The organism is Blautia hominis (assembly GCA_002270465.1).
In the GTDB taxonomy this organism is placed as follows: domain Bacteria; phylum Bacillota; class Clostridia; order Lachnospirales; family Lachnospiraceae; genus Blautia; species Blautia hominis.
On sequence record NQOF01000011.1, the window covers coordinates 16,932 to 30,599 of the forward strand.

At 47.9% G+C, this 13,668-nt stretch carries 11 protein-coding genes; 1 reads left to right on the forward strand and 10 read right to left on the reverse strand.

The window, feature by feature from the left end:
* Window positions 1–3 precede the first annotated feature (3 nt).
* Together CI595_RS24250 and CI595_RS24255 are read right to left on the reverse strand one after the other, a co-directional pair.
* Window positions 4–987, reverse strand: coding sequence for a Gfo/Idh/MocA family protein (locus tag CI595_RS24250; protein ID WP_095176180.1), 984 nt, complete (start codon window positions 985–987; stop codon window positions 4–6).
* A gap of 312 nt (window positions 988–1,299) precedes the next feature.
* Window positions 1,300–3,579 (reverse strand): glycoside hydrolase family 3 C-terminal domain-containing protein, encoded by a 2,280-nt coding sequence (locus CI595_RS24255; protein ID WP_095176181.1) that lies wholly within the window; start codon window positions 3,577–3,579, stop codon window positions 1,300–1,302.
* A 191-nt stretch (window positions 3,580–3,770) separates the two neighbouring features.
* On the opposite strand from CI595_RS24255, the gene CI595_RS24260 reads away from it, so the two are divergent.
* Entirely contained in the window at window positions 3,771–4,973 is a 1,203-nt protein-coding gene (locus CI595_RS24260) for a helix-turn-helix domain-containing protein (RefSeq protein ID WP_095176182.1), read from the forward strand.
* Between the two features lie 72 nt (window positions 4,974–5,045).
* On the opposite strand, the gene CI595_RS24265 is transcribed toward CI595_RS24260, so the two are convergent.
* The 8 genes from CI595_RS24265 to CI595_RS24300 form a co-directional block, all read right to left on the reverse strand.
* A complete protein-coding gene (locus tag CI595_RS24265) occupies window positions 5,046–5,729 on the reverse strand; it encodes a V-type ATP synthase subunit D (RefSeq protein WP_095176183.1) in 684 nt (227 codons plus the stop codon).
* Window positions 5,730–5,798: 69 nt separating this feature from the next.
* Entirely contained in the window at window positions 5,799–7,172 is a 1,374-nt protein-coding gene (locus tag CI595_RS24270) for a V-type ATP synthase subunit B (protein ID WP_065544260.1), read from the reverse strand.
* Complete coding sequence (locus tag CI595_RS24275) at window positions 7,172–8,938, reverse strand: V-type ATP synthase subunit A (protein ID WP_095176184.1); 1,767 nt, start codon at window positions 8,936–8,938, stop codon at window positions 7,172–7,174. The genes CI595_RS24270 and CI595_RS24275 overlap by 1 nt, the downstream gene beginning before the upstream one ends.
* Window positions 8,939–9,032: 94 nt before the next feature.
* Window positions 9,033–9,353 carry a V-type ATP synthase subunit F gene (locus tag CI595_RS24280; protein ID WP_095176185.1) on the reverse strand — a complete coding sequence of 107 codons (321 nt, stop codon included), beginning with the start codon at window positions 9,351–9,353 and terminating at the stop codon, window positions 9,033–9,035.
* Entirely contained in the window at window positions 9,346–10,323 is a 978-nt protein-coding gene (locus CI595_RS24285) for a V0D/AC39 family V-type ATPase subunit (RefSeq protein ID WP_095176186.1), read from the reverse strand. Before CI595_RS24285 ends, CI595_RS24280 begins: the two co-directional genes overlap by 8 nt.
* A gap of 28 nt (window positions 10,324–10,351) precedes the next feature.
* The gene (locus CI595_RS24290) at window positions 10,352–10,945 is read right to left on the reverse strand and encodes a V-type ATP synthase subunit E (protein ID WP_095176187.1); all 594 of its coding nucleotides are present in this window, start codon (window positions 10,943–10,945) and stop codon (window positions 10,352–10,354) included.
* A gap of 76 nt (window positions 10,946–11,021) precedes the next feature.
* The gene (locus CI595_RS24295; protein WP_018593354.1) at window positions 11,022–11,498 is read right to left on the reverse strand and encodes a V-type ATP synthase subunit K; all 477 of its coding nucleotides are present in this window, start codon (window positions 11,496–11,498) and stop codon (window positions 11,022–11,024) included.
* Window positions 11,495–13,531, reverse strand: coding sequence for a V-type ATP synthase subunit I (locus tag CI595_RS24300; RefSeq protein ID WP_095176188.1), 2,037 nt, complete (start codon window positions 13,529–13,531; stop codon window positions 11,495–11,497). The genes CI595_RS24295 and CI595_RS24300 overlap by 4 nt, the downstream gene beginning before the upstream one ends.
* Window positions 13,532–13,668: the final 137 nt, after the last annotated feature.

The window sequence follows — 13,668 nt, forward strand, 5'->3', positions numbered from 1 at the left end:
TTATCACCCAGCGTCCTGCGGATAACGGATCCCGCAGATCCTTCTGATCTCATCCAGTTCTTTCATGATCTGAAGACTCTCTTCCCAGGGCATGACCGGACTCTCCATCCTGCCCTCCTTAAGCATCTTCTGTACCTCCAAAGCCTCATAATGGTATCCGTTCCCCGCCACTTCCACAACTCTTTTTTCTTTCAGCGTATCCGTACGGAAATCTTCATTTGGTTCAAACAAATATACGGTATTCGGACGCCAGAAATACGGTATTTCAAGTTCTGCCTTATCCGTGATGATCACTGCCCTGTTGTCCACTTTTCTATTGATGGAAAATACCATATCCGCCAGGCATCCGCATGGATAAGTCATCTGAATGCATGTATTTAAATCCACTGTCTCCTCATTTTTTTCAGACCATGCATGTATTACATCCGGCGCCTCTCCCAGAAGATACTGTGCAACACTCACACCGTAGACTCCCACATCAAGAAGTGCTCCGCCCCCAAGTCCTGCCTCAAACAGACGCCTTGTCTCCGGTTTGGCAGGCCCGCCAAATGTAAAATGCATATTATGTACTTTCCCGTACACACCAGCCTGTATTTCCTTTCTAAGCCCCCGCATGGCAGGAATGAACCTGGTCCACATAGCTTCCATAAAAAAGGTTTGGTTCTCCTTGGCCAAATGAAGGATCTCTTCCAGTTCCCTGGCGTTCATAGTCACCGGCTTCTCGCACAATACAGGTTTCCCAGCCTTCAGGCAGGCCTTTACACACGAAAGATGCTGAGGGTGGATTGTCCCTACATACACTGCATCCACCTCTTTATCATCTACCAGCTCTTCATAAGAACAGCAGTATTTCTTTGCCTTTATCCCGTAATCATTCCTTCCGGACCTGGATGCCAACACTTCCACCTGCATATCTGCCGCTTCCTCCAGCCCCCTGGCAAACTGGGATGATATAAAACCGCCGCCCATAATTCCCCATCTAAACATATAAATACCTCCTCATCCGTTCAGTCTCGGGTTATTTTTCCTCAATTATACCACAAACGGACAGCCGGGAATATACTTTCCCGCCTGTCCGTTAAAAATATGTAACAGTTCAGACAAGCTGAACCATTACGCATCCAGCCGTAAAAAACGCTTCGCGATGGGCTGGATGCCTGCCGGCACTACTTTTTCATACGGTCAGCGCAGTGAATGCGCAGACCTACTGAATAGTTACCAAAAATGTACTTTTTCAATCATTCCATGAATAAGTCCGCAGACCCGCTTTCAAGCAGCCAGGCCCCGCGCTATATTCCTCTATTTCCCATCCACTGCTGCCTGGAGTTTTGCTATGAGTTCCTGTACTTCCCGTGTACTGACCCCCGCAAAACTTCTGAATGTCCTAAGCGGTGAGTTCTCCATCATTTTAAGAGACATTTCCGGAGAAATGGCTTCACTGGCTGCACTTTCCCCATCATCTCCTGCCCCGATATTTTCCATCATGGTTTTCAACAGCCCACTCATGATTTCTTTCGCTTTAGGCTCTGCCAACAGTTCTGCGACTGTGGTATTCATATGGATCGTTACGGGAATTTCTGTTGTGGAGACAAGCTGTACCGCATCCCTTAAATGGATGTCCCTGGATGAACTTCCCACAAGGATCTCATATGTCCCGGTAGCTGCATACCAGTCTGAAATTTCTGTATTATACCACGCAAAACTTCTCTTATCCAGCTCCATTATAACTGTCTTTTCCTCGCCCGGTTCCAGCTCCACTTTGGCAAAATTCTTCAGTTCTTTCACCGGTCTGCTCACAACCCCTGTCTTATCCGCCACATAGAGCTGCACAATTTCCCTGCCTGCCATGTCCCCCGTATTTTTAACTTTAAGGGAAACGGTCAGCCTGTCCGTATCCTTTATTTCTTTTGCGGAGAGCTTCAGATCACTGTAGGCAAAGGTAGTATAACTCAGGCCATAACCAAAGGGATAGCGAACAGGCATTTCCTTTGTATCATAATAGCGGTACCCAACAAATACGCCTTCCCTGTACTCCACGGTCTTCCCATCTCCGGGGAAATTCAGATAGGAAGGATTATCACACAGTTTATACGGAATGGTCTCTGCCAGCTTACCGCACGGATTTGCCCTGCCGAAAAGAAGATCCACCTGAGCCTCTCCCACTGCCTGTCCGCACAGGTAGGATTCCAGGATGCCCTTCACATCATCCGCCCAGGGCATTTCCACAGGAGAACCATTGTGAAGGACCACCACGGTATTGGGCTGTACCTTTACGATCTCAGCGATCAGTCTGTTCTGGCATTCCGGCATTCTCATATGCTCCCGATCATACCCCTCCGATTCAAACGCATCGGGAAGCCCTGCAAATATCACAGCTATATCCGCATTCTCTGCTGCTGCAACAGCCTCTGCAAGCATGGCTTCATCTGCCTTATCTTCTTTCACATCATATCCCTGGGCATAGGACACATCCGCATATTTCTTCACAGCCTCCAGTGCGCCGGTCACCTTAAACGAGTTAATGTGTGAACTTCCGCCGCCCTGGAACCTGGGCTTCTCTGCAAATTTACCGATAAATGCAATCTTCTGACCATTCTCTTTCAGCGGCAGGATCCCGTCATTTTTCAGCAGCACCATGGATTCCCTGGCAATCTTTCCCGCCAGTTTATGATCTTCCTCCCTATCGAAGTTTCCGGGCTGTCGGTTATCCGTGAATTTAAAGATAATGTTCAGGATCCTTTCCACTGCAGTATCCAGAACCTCTTCCTTAAGCTCACCGGATCTCACAGCTTCCACGATCTCCGCATCCGTATGTCCGCCGCTTGCCGGCATCTCCAGGTCAAGCCCTGCTTCCAGTCCTTTTACCCTGTCATTGACTGCACCCCAGTCAGACATAACATATCCTTCAAATCCCCACTCGTCTCTCAGGATTTCTGTAAGCAGCCTGTGATTCTCAGACGCAAAGATGCCGTTGATCTTATTATAAGAGCACATCACCGTATCCGGTCTGCTTTCCTTGACTGCTGTTTCAAATGCAGCCAGATAAATCTCCCGGAATGTCCTCTCATCAATTTCAGAGGAACAAGACATTCTCCTGTGTTCCTGATTATTTGCGGCAAAATGTTTGATGGAGGTTCCCACATTTTTAGACTGCACACCCTTTATGTGTGCCGCAGCCATCTGGGAAGCCAGGTACGGGTCTTCGGAAAAATACTCAAAATTTCTTCCGCACAGAGGAGACCGCTTAATATTCACTGCCGGCCCTAAGATCACCGACAGATTTTCTGCCTGGCATTCCTCACCAAGTGTCTCCCCCAAAGTTTCCAGCAGCTCTCTGTCAAAAGAGCAGGCGGTAGCACAGGCAGTAGGAAAACATACTGCTTTGATACTCTCATTTGCACCAAGATGGTCTGCTTCTTTATCCTGTTTTCTAAGTCCGTGAGGTCCGTCGCTGACCATCACCTCAGGGATACCCAGCCTTTCCACACTTTTCAAATGCCAGAAATCCTTACCGGAACACATGCCTGCTTTCTCTTCCAGAGTCATTTGTTTTACAATTGCTTTAACATCTCGCTTCATATTTATCCGCTCCTTTGCATAAATGCACCATGCTTTTTTACCGTTGTGCCGCATGATGAGGTATATCATTAAAATACCACGCAAACGCCCGAATGAATATCATAATCCTGCTGTTTTTATCATATTATTGTCACAAATTCTCATTTCTGTTATACTTAAATAAGCTTATATGATCTCTGGAGGAACACCACATGGATATGCAAACCATCCGCCATAACTGCCGCCTGCTTTATCACTTGACACAGATACCTGTCTTCTGCCAGGCACCGGACGGCAGCATATGCTTCACCTATCCCCGGCTTGAAGGTATGGACTTATTCCCCCTTCCCCGCATGCCCAAGAAACTGCCCCGAAAAGGTACGGCCCCGCTGCCTGTTCTCTTCATGGAAAACAGCGCGTATTACAGTGCCGGACTCTCTCTTCCCCCGGCTGACGGTTGTTTTTCTCTTCACTTTGGTCCCTGTCTCTTTTCCCGGCTTTCCGACAGGGAATTGAAACAGGCTTTCCCGGGGCTGTGCGCACTGTCTCCGGGCAGCCGTTACACGCTAATGTCAGCGCTGCCTGTTATGGAGCAGGAATACTTTTATAATTATCTTTCCCTGGCCTGCAGCTTATTCTACCGGGAACGAATCAATGCGGAGGATATTATGGAGGCAAATGACCTGATCACTCCCGCACCTATACCTGCTGCTGTGCAAAAGACACTCTTTCATAGAAGAGAATCCTCCGCGTTTCACACACCTTATTCCTACGAAAAAAATCTCCTGGACGCCGTGCGTGCAGGAGACCTTATACGTGCCAAAGAATGTATGAACGAATTAAGCCTTACAGGTAAACCGGGAATTCTCTCTGCAGATCCCCTGCGGCACGCGCAGAATCTTTTCATTGCCCACATTACCCAGATCACCAGGGCCGCTATTGAAGGCAGCGCGGAGGAAGATATAGCCTATGCAATGAGCGACAGCTTTATCCAAGCTTCTGAAAAATGCACTTCCATCACACGCCTTCTTACTCTGCGTGACCAGGCCACCTGTGAATTCACGGCTGCAGCGGCAAAGGCAAAAGGTATCACCACCCATTCTCCGGCCATACGCAGAGCCGTGAATTTCATAAATGACCATCAGCAGGAAAAAATATGCCTCTCCGACATTGCCCATGCAGCGGGATTGAGCAAAGACCGTTTCTCCCATCTGTTCCGCCAGGAAATGGCTATAAGCCCTATGGAATACCTGAACCGGAAGCGTGTGGAGACATCCAAGTCTCTGCTGACTGTTTTTCAGTATTCTATTTCTGAAATCAGCATGATACTGGCCTTTTCCAGTCAGAGTCATTATATTTCCGTGTTTAAAAAATACACAGGCATGACTCCCAGGCAGTATCGGGATTCTTTCTAAAAAAATCCTATCTTCCAGCGGACTGACAACCTGTCAGTGCTTCTGGAAAATAGGATTCTTCCATCAGACATATCAGCCCGCGCTGTATGCGCGTTCTCTGTCCTTTTCCTTATAATGATGCGCTTCTTCAAGCATCATATCTTTTACTTTCATCAGACGGATCTGTGTACTTCTCTCGCTCTCGTCCAACTTCATGGTAATATACTTAATATTTTCCTGCGTCTCCGGAATGATAACATGTTCCAGAGCGTTTACTCTGCGTCGGGTCTTCTCAATCTCGGAAGCCATAAGCTGGCAGGACTTCTCTATCTCCGCAAGCTTCAGCATATCCGGCAGGATATCTGCCAGAGATTTCACCGCGCCGTCCAGGTCACCTGATGTAAAGGCAAAACCGTAGGAATAGATGTCATTTGCATCCGCGGTCCTGGTCTGGGACTGGAAGACAGGAATGTCAACACTCATGACATTCTTCTTGCCCGCATCCAGATACACCTCTTGTTTTGGTGCCATCAGCGCTGTGTTCAAGGTCTGTTCGGACATGCCGGCTTTTGCGATCACGAAGTTCTTGTTAGCCTCTTTAATACCCTCTTCCACTTTCAGGCGCAGAGCCATATTTTCTCTTGCCAGATCCAGGAACTGACGCATAAGCTCGTCACGTTTGTCCTTCAAAAGCTTGTGGCCCTTGACGGCGGTAACCAGCTTTTTCTTCTGCTTGGTAAGCTCCATTCTGGTAGGATTCACCTGGGTAGATGCCAAGACAATCACCTCTTTCTATGCATTTTCTGATGGAACAGCAGGATATTTTGTCCTGCTGTCCCGCCGGCATTATTGTTTACCGTAATATTCATCAAGGAATTTATCATCAATACGTTTCAGCTCGCTCCTCGGCAGTATGGAGAGCAGCTTCCAGCCGATACGCAGTGTCTCCTCAATATCGCGGTTTGTGGTATAGCCCTGTGAAACATACTCTGCCTCAAAAGCGTCCGCGAATTTAGCATAGATAAGGTCAATATCAGAAAGCGCCGCCTCACCGAGGATCGTCATCAGCTCTTTTGCCTCTTTACCACGGGCATAAGCAGCGAATAACTGGTTCATGGTGTTTGCATGGTCAGCACGTGTCTTGCCTTCACCGATACCTTTATCTTTCAGTCGTGACAGAGACGGCAGAACATCAATCGGCGGTGTTACACCCTTTCTGTAAAGCTCACGGCTCAGGATGATCTGACCCTCAGTGATATATCCGGTAAGGTCAGGGATCGGATGGGTTTTATCATCCTCAGGCATGGTCAGGATCGGGATCATGGTAATGGAACCATTACTTCCTTTCTTACGTCCTGCTCTTTCATACATGGTTGCCAGGTCTGTGTACATGTAACCCGGATATCCACGGCGTCCCGGAACCTCTTTACGGGCTGCGGAAACCTCACGCAGTGCATCTGCGTAGTTTGTGATATCGGTAAGGATTACCAGTACATGCATATCCTTTTCAAATGCAAGATATTCTGCTGCGGTGAGGGCCATCTTAGGCGTTGCGATACGCTCAACAGCCGGGTCATTTGCCAGGTTGATGAACAGAACTGTTCTGTCAATGGCTCCTGTCTCTTTAAAGCTTTCAATAAAGAAGTTTGACTCCTCAAAGGTAATACCTAAAGCGGCAAATACAACGGCGAAGTTCTCACCCGTACCGCGAACCTTAGCCTGTCTCGCAATCTGTGCTGCCAGCTGCGCATGAGGAAGACCTGATGCGGAGAAAATCGGCAGCTTCTGGCCACGAACCAGTGTGTTCAGACCATCAATGGCAGATACACCGGTCTGAATGAACTCTTCCGGGTACATCCTGGCAGCCGGGTTCATAGGCAGACCATTGATATCACGTCTCTCATCCGGAAGGATCTCCGGACCTTCATCTATAGGACGTCCCATACCGTCGAATACACGGCCCAGCATATCCTCAGATACCCCAAGCTCCATGCTTCGTCCCAGGAAACGCACCTTACTGTCAGACAGGTTGATACCTGTAGAACTCTCGAAAAGCTGTACCAGGGCATCACTTCCGTTGATCTCTAGTACACGGCAGCGGCGTGTCTCACCGCTTGCCAGCTCGATCTCACCTAATTCATCAAAATGTACATTTTCAACACCGCGCACCAACATCAGAGGGCCGGCAACTTCCTGTATGGTTCTATACTCTTTCGGCATTAGAAGTCCTCCTTCCCAAATACATTGGCAATATCAGCAGCAAGCTCTTTTAAAACTGCATAATATTCTTTGTCCAGTTTGTCCTCAGTCACATATTTAAAACGGCCGATCTTCTCACGTACTTCCATTTTGATCAGACCCTGGATATTCGCACCTTTTTCCAGTGCCTCCTTGGCCTGCTCATAGAAAGCCAGAACCAGCTTCATCATCAGATGCTGTTTCTTCAGTGAACTGTAGGTGTCCACCTCATGGAAAGAGTTCTGATGCAGGAAGTCCTCACGGATGGAACGGGCAGCCTCCATTTTCAGCCTGTCAGAAGCTGAGAGGGCATCCATACCAACCATCTTAACGATCTCTTCCAGTTCCGCCTCATCCTGCAGAAGACTCATGAGCTTCTGGCGGTTCTCCATCCAGTCTGCAGCCACATTATCGTCAAACCAGTCAGCCATGTTATCCACATACAGGGAATAGCTGGTCAGCCAGTTGATCGCCGGGAAATGACGTTTGTATGCCAGTGCGGAATCCAGTCCCCAGAACACCTTAACGATACGAAGGGTTGCCTGGGATACAGGCTCGGAAATATCACCACCCGGAGGGGATACGGCTCCGATAACGGAAAGTGCACCCTCTCTCTGGTCGCTTCCCAGAGAAACCACATGTCCGGCTCTCTCGTAGAACTGCGCCAGACGGGAACCCAGGTATGCAGGGTAACCTTCCTCACCGGGCATCTCTTCCAGACGTCCTGACATCTCTCTAAGTGCCTCTGCCCAACGTGATGTGGAGTCTGCCATCAGAGCTACGGAATAACCCATATCACGGAAATATTCTGCAATGGTGATACCTGTATAAATAGAAGCCTCACGTGCCGCAACAGGCATATCAGAGGTATTTGCGATCAGAACGGTACGTTCCATCAAGGACTGTCCTGTTTTCGGGTCTTTCAGTTCAGGGAACTCGTTCAGAACGTCTGTCATCTCGTTTCCACGCTCGCCGCATCCGATATAAACCACGATGTCGGCCTCAGCCCATTTTGCAAGCTGATGCTGGATAACTGTCTTACCGCTTCCGAAAGGTCCCGGAACGGCTGCCACACCGCCTTTTGCGATAGGGAAGAACGTATCCACTACTCGCTGTCCTGTTACCAGGGGCATTTCCGGCGGCAGTTTTTTCAGATAAGGACGGCCTTTACGAACCGGCCATGTCTGCATCATTCCCACTTCTTTGTCACCGTCTTTTGTTTCAATAACAGCAACAACGTCTTCCACCGTAAATTCACCGGCTTTGATCTCTTTTACCTTACCATTGATCCCGTAAGGAACCATGATCTTATGGTTCACGACGATGGTCTCCTGTACGGTACCGATAATATCGCCGTTCTGTACCTCGTCACCAACTTTAACAGTAGGAACGAAATTCCATTTCTTATCTCTCTTCAGAGAAGGAACCTCAACACCACGCTTTAAGTTGGTGCCGGAAACCTTCATGATCTCATCCAGCGGACGCTGGATACCATCATAGATACTTGTGATAAGACCCGGTCCAAGTTCTACGGAAAGAGGCGCATTCATGGATTCAACCGGTTCTCCCGGCCCCAGTCCTGATGTCTCCTCGTATACCTGAACACTGGCTTCGTCACCGTGCATCTCGATGATCTCACCAATCAGACGCTGATTACTAACACGGACAACGTCGAACATGTTTGAGTCCCTCATGCCCTCCGCGATAACCAGCGGTCCTGCAACTTTTTTAATCGTACCTTTGCTCATCGGAACGAATCACCTGCTTTCTAAATTAGTTCGTATCTGTGACATTTCGCCACCAAAATTCCGGTAACTGCGGCGCTGCCGCTAACCGGACCTTTTAATTATTGCTGAAAAGAATATCCGATCCAACAGCCTTCTCCACGGATAATTTAACTCCCTGCACACCTTCACCGGTATTTCCGAAAACACCGGGTATCAGGATAATTGCAGGAAGGAGCTGTTCCTGAAATTTATCAATCGTCTTTTTACACTCTGCAGCCAGCGCTTCTGTGATATAGATTATCCCATATTTGCTTGCTGCCAGATGTTCCAGTTTTTCTTCAGCTTCTTTTCGGGATGTTACCGGGAAGGTATCCAGACCCAGTGTAGCAAACCCGTAAATACTGTCGTAATCGCCCACAACTGCAATCTTAAACATACATTTCCCTTACCCTTTCCCGGATGGAATCATCCGAAAGCCCGCTGCGTTTGCCGGACAAAATGATTCGTACCGTTTTAATCTCGTTCTCCCTGGCAAGCACATAGGCAACCAGAGGTCCCACTGAAAATGACTGATATTTCTGAGGCTGCATGGTCTCCATCATACGGTTGTCGCACCAGCGTTCAAATGCGGACATAGACTCTGCAATGGCTTTTCCGCCCTCTGCATAAGCAGTGCCTGACAAATATTCCACAATGGCATCAATGCCGCTTACTGCTGCTTTGGAAAGCTGTGCCACACTTAAGGATTCGCATTCCACCATGGCACGCTTCATAAAGTCCATGTTTTTTGCGGTTTTCTGTGAACGCACAGCGATCTTAATATCTGCTATGGCAACGGTAGACTCCGCATAATCCTTGATAATGCTGTCCTTCGCTTCCCTGCCTGCTGCATAGATGGCTTCCAGGGCTGCCTTGTCCACAATAACATCACAGAGCTGTCCGTCCCTTGTGTGAAGCAGTGTCTCGTAGGCCTCTTTCGCAGCACCGGCCATATATTTGGGAAGTCTGGAAAAATCCTTGCTCCTCACGATCTCCAGCATCTCTTCCGGTGAAATGGCAGTGTCATCATAATAGATGTTCATGGCCCTGCCGTTCTCCTCCGTACATACATCCTTGATGGCTGCCTTCAGATTGTGGAACATATTCGGGTAGGAAAGTACATCAAAAACGGACATATCAACACCCAGGTCTTTAATATTTTCCCATATCTTTTCCTGCTCCCTGGTTAATATTGCCTCTGCATTCACCGGCGTATCCGCGCCGCCCCAACCCTTTTCCTGTATAAGCTGCAGGCACTGCTCCTCTGTCTGGCAGGCCATGAGCTGGTCAAGAGTGGCAGAAGTGAATAACGCCGTCTCAAGCGCACGGATTCGCGCAACCGCATAGGTATATTTTGTATCAATCAAGATAATTCCTCCTTCTTGCGGTTATCGCTTACGAAAATAATAATGCATGAACTTTATCGGAAAGTTCACCTCTCTTGGAATCAAACATGGCCTTAAAGGTACAGTTTTCCTCGATTCCACCATATATAAGGACAAAGCCGCCGCGGATATTTCTGTGTTCTTTGGAAAGAACCAGTTTTCCGCCCTTTTTCTCGGCTATGCCTGAAATTTCTTTTTCAAAGCCCTGCGGCATTCTCTTCAAATCTTCAGGTGAGAAACAAATTTCCCCTTCCTGAGCCAGAACGAATTTGTCCAGCATTTTGCGAAGCATGTTGAAATATGTCTCGTCATCTGCAGAAAGCAGTGTGTTATAGGCTCTTTCCAATACTTCGGAAATTACTTCCTGCTTTGCTTCCAGAAGCGCTTTTCTTTTCTGCAGATCACAGGAGGAAAGTGCGCGTTCCTTAATATTTTCAACATCAGCATCCGCTTTTTTGGAGATACGTCCGCATTCTGCTTCCGCCTTTTTTTTCATCTCCTGTTTTACTGCTTCTGCGCTTTTCTGCGCCCGGTCGATGATATCATTAGCGGAGCTTTTTGCTTCATCCAGAATCTGGCTTTTCATTTTTTCTAATCCAGTCATTCTTTAGCTCTCCTTTACTATTTCTATTCTGTCCTGTAATATCTGTCCCCATGCAGGGACTGCCCTCCTTTTATGATCAGAAGGAAAGGTTCGTTACGGAAAGAATGGAAATCAGCAGAGCAAGGATTGCATAGGTCTCAACCATGGCTGGGAAGAGCATAGCTTTACCGAACTGTTCCGGTTTCTTGGCAACGATGCCGATAGCTGCTGCAGATGTCATTCCCTGATATTTACCGGAGATCAGACCAACGATACCGATCGGCAGACAAGCTGCTAATACCAGTAAGCCCTGCTGTGGTGTCAGGTCTAACATACCGCCGCCTAACAGACCGATCTTGGAAAGTGTGATGAAACCAACCAGCAGACCATAGATACCCTGTGTACCGGGCAGAAGCTGCATGATCAGAACCTTTGCAAATTTGCTTGGATCTTCCGTAACAACACCTGCGGCTGCCTGACCGGCAATACCTACACCAATAGATGAACCTGCACCTGCTAATAATACTGCTAATGCTGCACCAAGTAATGCGTAAACAATTCCTAACTGACTCATAAATAAGTTTCCTCCTTAACATCTACATATTTCGTAGTTAATTTAAACGGGTTGAAAGGTCTTCCTCCACCCTCATAAAACTTGCCGAAGAACTCGACAAACTGTAAACGGTTTGTATGCACGTATGCGCCCAAAAGATTGATCGCCAGATTCAGTGAATGTCCGACAATAAAGATCACGATAAAACCAATGGCAGCGATAAAGCCATCCCCCAGCATACTTGCCATCTGATTTACTACAGAGGCGATAACACCTGTTGCAAGGCCCAGGGCCAGCAGACGGGAATAGGATAATACATCACTCAGCCATCCTGTTACATTGTATATATCATACGCACCCAGCGCCAGACGCAGTGCGATGTTCTTATTGGCACGGCCTGACATAAGGAGCAGACCTACAGCACCTGCGATCGCCAGCACTTTTCCAATCTGTGAAACTGCCGGCGGGAAGGTTCCTTCCGGAAGCTGGGAGATTGATGCAAAGATACTGCTGGGAAGCAGCATCATGATCAAACCGATCAAAAATACATACCAGATAATAACATCGCAGAAGAAATCCATATATTGTTTTTCTTTCAGATGCATGTATCCCTTTAAGGCAAGTCCCATAAACAGATGGATCACACCAAACAGCATTGCATACAGCAGAAGACGCATAGGGTCATTCAGCGGAACGAACCAGGCAGCCTTGATCAGTCCGCCATCCGGAACATTCACGTGGAAGAACGTTTTCGCGATCACATCCACAGCATCTCCGAAATATCCTCCGAAGAGTACGCCCCATACCAATGTGGAAAGTCCACAGTACATAAACATCTTCAGTGCCTTGTGCATGCCCTGGCCCATGCGCGGATATTTTTTCAATACAATAAAACATGCCAGGAAAATGATCAGCCCGTATGCCGCATCAGACAACATAAGACCGAAGAAAAACACATAGAAAAACGACATGATCGTCGTTGGGTCTACCTCGCCTTTTTTGGGAAGACCGTAAGATTCCAAAACACCCTCCACGGACTGGGAAAATGGATTGTTGCTCAGAAGCACAGGTGCTTCCTCATCTTCCTGTATCTCCTCCACGTCAAAGACCAGATCATAGCCTTCCTCCATTGCCTTTTTCACTGCGGGAACTGCCTTCTGGGGTATATACCCACTTACAAAAAAGGTCCTGGAAGACTGTGGAATATGTCCCAGGAGTTCATATTTCTCTGCTCTGGTACGGAAATAGTCAGATATCAAACGCAGGTCTGCGCGCTTGTCTCCATATTCAACAATATGCTTCTGACAAGTATCAATTTGTTTTTGGACAGCACCGATTTCTGCCTCCAAATTTTCTTTTTCGACCGCCGGAACTTCATCCACGATCTGAGATGGCTTAGCAAAGCCGCCCTGCCGCAGCGCATCCTCCACCTGCTGCGCGTCCTTTTTCAGACACAATGCAACAATATAAGTGGAATCTCTGTCCGCAGAAAGGACTGTCACATCCACGCCTTCAGCCTCGGGAGCATACTCCGCGATCAGGCTGTAAACCGCTTCCAGTGTCATTTCTCCCGAAATGGCACCGATGAGTGCCCTGGTAGAACCTGTGCCCTCAAAATTCATAGGCACATCCAGACTCATCCATGGAGCCAGTGCTTCTATCTGGTTCTCCATTTTCTGGATATTCGCACGGCACTCTGCGATTTCTTTCTGCCAGCCGGTTATTCTCGAAGCAATGTCCATCATTTCTTCTTTTCTAACCGCTACCTGGTTGTAAGCTTCTTTTTCAATCAGTTTTTTTCCTTCCAGACTGGACAGCAGGGATTTTTTCTCCGGTGCATATTCCTGCAGGATATCCAGTGCTAAGTCTGCCAGATTCGCTTTCTTCTCAAAAGTGTTTCTGGCTCCCTGGGTATCCATCTTTTCAAAGCCTGACTCATCGTCCAAAACCTGGGTCATTTCCATGACTCCCATGGTCTGCAGCTTTTCCAGGATGGCTTTCCGGTCCCTTTTCAGCGCGCAGATACTGACTCGCTGCATCTGCATTACTGCCATACTCTCATCCCTCCTTCAACTCGTTTTCTTGTAACTATTCAGTCCCCTCACAGTTGCAGTCAAAAATCCATGCTAAATCGCCTTTGGCGATGGGATTTTTGCATTGCTTTTGGGGCGCTTTCTTACGGTCAGCACAG